We start from the raw sequence: 2,737 nt of genomic DNA, 5'->3' as shown, positions 1-2,737 counted from the left end.
GTCTAAAAAGTCAGAAATTTTTAGTAAATAGAACCACTATTCACTAAAAATTTCTTCCGACTTTTTATCCTCAATTTCTCGCAATCCTCTCTACGGGGACGCCCGGTCGGGCGCTATTCTCGGACAGCCTCCTGGTACTAAAAAAGCTGAACTCAAATATCCGGAGCTATCTGCCTTATCCAATCCAACAGTTCAACGATATTGGTATAGACACCCGGGTAACCCGGTACAGCACAGCCATACCCCCAACTCACCACACCCAGCTGGTACATGGTGCCCTGGTGGTGATAAACCAGGGGGCCACCACTATCCCCCTGACAGGAGTCTTTTCCTCCTTCATCAAAGCCAGCGCACAACATGCTTTTGGTGATTGCTCCGTCATAATGTTCCCCGGAGTTGCAAAGTTCTCTATCCACATAGGGAACCTGAACCACCTGCAACGTGTCGGGCTGCCCCTTCCCGTACCCCAGGGTTCCCCAGCCCATCGCCTCAAGTACTGATGATTTATTAATCCCGGCAAATAGCTCTTCAGAAATCAGAGCAACAGGTTCAATACCCTCAACGTCCTGCTGTAATTCGATAATGGCAATATCGTTATCCTGGGTTTCATTGTTATAGCCAGGGTGTGTATAAAACCTTGCTACCTGGTAGAACCTGCCATTATCCGGTTCACTGAGTTTATGCCCCCCGAGCCAGACGGAAACATAGTCTGCATCATCCTCAACGGCCTCGACACAATGGGCGGCCGTCAGGACATACTTTTCGCCAATATAGGCCCCGCCACAAAAATGAATCTGTTCCAATACCTTTAATGACGCCATGTATGGACGGGAAAATGGAGAAAGCTCATCACCACCAACAATTCTTATGCCTGAATAGGCACTGGTCTGTTCAGGATGCGCACTGGTGGCAAACAGAAGAACCAGATGACACAGTACCAAAAAGGCTATTTGTCTGTTTTTTTTCAATAGTGAATTCCCTTTCAACAGCATTTCCTCAACGATGTCAATGATCTTATAGCTTTGATTTCTGTCTCTTGACAAGGCGGTTTAAAGCACCCAATGAGTGTAAGTGCGCATAAGTCCATGCCAGCCAGCCAGATTCAAACCAGCTTTTCACTTTTTCTCCCGGGATAGCACTCAGTTTATTCTCATCAATAGTAAACAACCCTTCGAGTCTTATGGGCTTATCCTTGTCCAGAAGAATCTGGAGATTAAACGGAGTAAGCATATCAAGCACTTTTAACTCCTTACAATATTCCAGGGTATGCTTGTACTGCTGATCATAGTTATTAAGAAATTGAATAATGTTATTCAATGTTTCTGTATTTTCGCCATCATTACTGAACAACGCCTCACCGTCCTTGCCATTAAACTGACTGGCTTTCTGATCAAAGCAGACAGTACCCTCATCGGTCAGGGCGAAAGGATAGCGGCGAATGAAAGCGGGAATATAGCTGTCGCTCCAGCTGCCCGCCTCACCGAGATGCTTATGGCCTGCGTCCATCAGAGAGAGAAGGGCAAGGGGAAAAAAATTGCCCTGTTCATCCTTACTGAAGAGTACAGGCATATCACGACTTGCTTCAAAAAACTCAATGCCTGTCAAGGGCACAGAGTTCACTTCTTGCGTGAATGAATAATTTTCAGATGCCTTGAACTTGAGGGTCTTGTGAACATCGCGGTTCAGTAGTGCCGGTTCATTGTAAAACAGTAATGCTGCCATAGTCAGGGGCCGCCTCTCTTGTTGTGTCTGGCTACAAAGCCACTTGTAGAATAGTTATAAGAAATTTTTTAAGCTGACTTTGGTCGGAAATTTTTGCACAGCATATTAAAGGTATCAACGAATAAAATGTTATATGATTGTGAGTATTAAACAATTGCTGCAGCATAAAGTAACAGTGCTCAATAATCACTCAATTGCCAGCCCCTGTTCATGACTTGATAGTCAGGGCTAAATCCATATTTTTGATGTTTCCCCCGGGGAATACCAAGGATTACTGCACCCATGTCCACTGAAACCCTGCAACTGACCGAGACACTTTATCAATACATTTATCATGTTGGTTTACGTGAGCACCCGGTATTAAAAGAGCTGCGTGAACTGACCAGCCACCACCCCAACCGAATGATGCAAATATCGGCCGAGCAAGGGCAGCTGATGGCCATGCTGGCAAAACTGACCAATGCCCGCAGGACCATCGAAATTGGTGTGTTCACCGGTTACAGTGCGCTCTGTGTGGCCCTGGCACTCCCGGAAGACGGGGAGGTAGTTGCCTGCGATATCAGCAGTGAATATACCGACATAGCCAAACCCTACTGGGAAAAAGCCGGTGTCTCCAAGCGGATCAAACTTCACCTTGCCCCGGCATCGGAAACCCTGGATCAACTGATCAGAAACTGTGCACAGAATCAGTTTGACATGGCCTTTATTGATGCGGATAAAACCGGTTACGACGCCTACTACGAACAGTGCCTGCAGCTTGTTCGTCCTGGCGGATTGATTCTTATCGATAACGTGCTGTGGAGTGGAAAAGTAGCAGATGCAGAGGCAAGTGATGAAGACACTGCAGCCCTGAAAGCATTAAACCGGAAAATTTACGACGATAGCCGTGTGGATATGATGATACTGCCTGTTTCCGATGGGCTTACCATTGCCATCAAGCGTTAAGGAGGACGAGCCCAATTAAGGCATCCGGTTCCTTACAAAGCGTTTTGGCCAGGAGGCTGTGCGAGAATAG

At 46.6% G+C, this 2,737-nt stretch carries 3 protein-coding genes; 1 reads left to right on the top strand and 2 read right to left on the bottom strand.

Annotated features, from left to right (window positions below; translation table 11 throughout):
- Positions 1–152: 152 nt before the first annotated feature.
- Both KDK14_RS08815 and KDK14_RS08810 read right to left on the bottom strand, forming a co-directional pair.
- Positions 153–986 carry a serine protease gene (locus KDK14_RS08815; protein ID WP_257264722.1) on the bottom strand — a complete coding sequence of 278 codons (834 nt, stop codon included), beginning with the start codon at positions 984–986 and terminating at the stop codon, positions 153–155.
- Positions 987–1,014: 28 nt separating this feature from the next.
- Entirely contained in the window at positions 1,015–1,722 is a 708-nt protein-coding gene (locus KDK14_RS08810) for a SapC family protein (protein WP_257264721.1), read from the bottom strand.
- Positions 1,723–2,004: 282 nt separating this feature from the next.
- Between KDK14_RS08810 and KDK14_RS08805 the strand changes: the two genes are divergently transcribed.
- Positions 2,005–2,667, top strand: a complete 663-nt coding sequence (locus tag KDK14_RS08805; protein WP_257264720.1) for a class I SAM-dependent methyltransferase — start codon at positions 2,005–2,007, stop codon at positions 2,665–2,667.
- Positions 2,668–2,737: the final 70 nt, after the last annotated feature.

The organism is Endozoicomonas sp. ONNA2 (genome assembly GCF_024606365.1).
Lineage (GTDB): Bacteria > Pseudomonadota > Gammaproteobacteria > Pseudomonadales > Endozoicomonadaceae > Endozoicomonas.
This window is presented reverse-complemented; position numbering and strand designations above follow the sequence as displayed.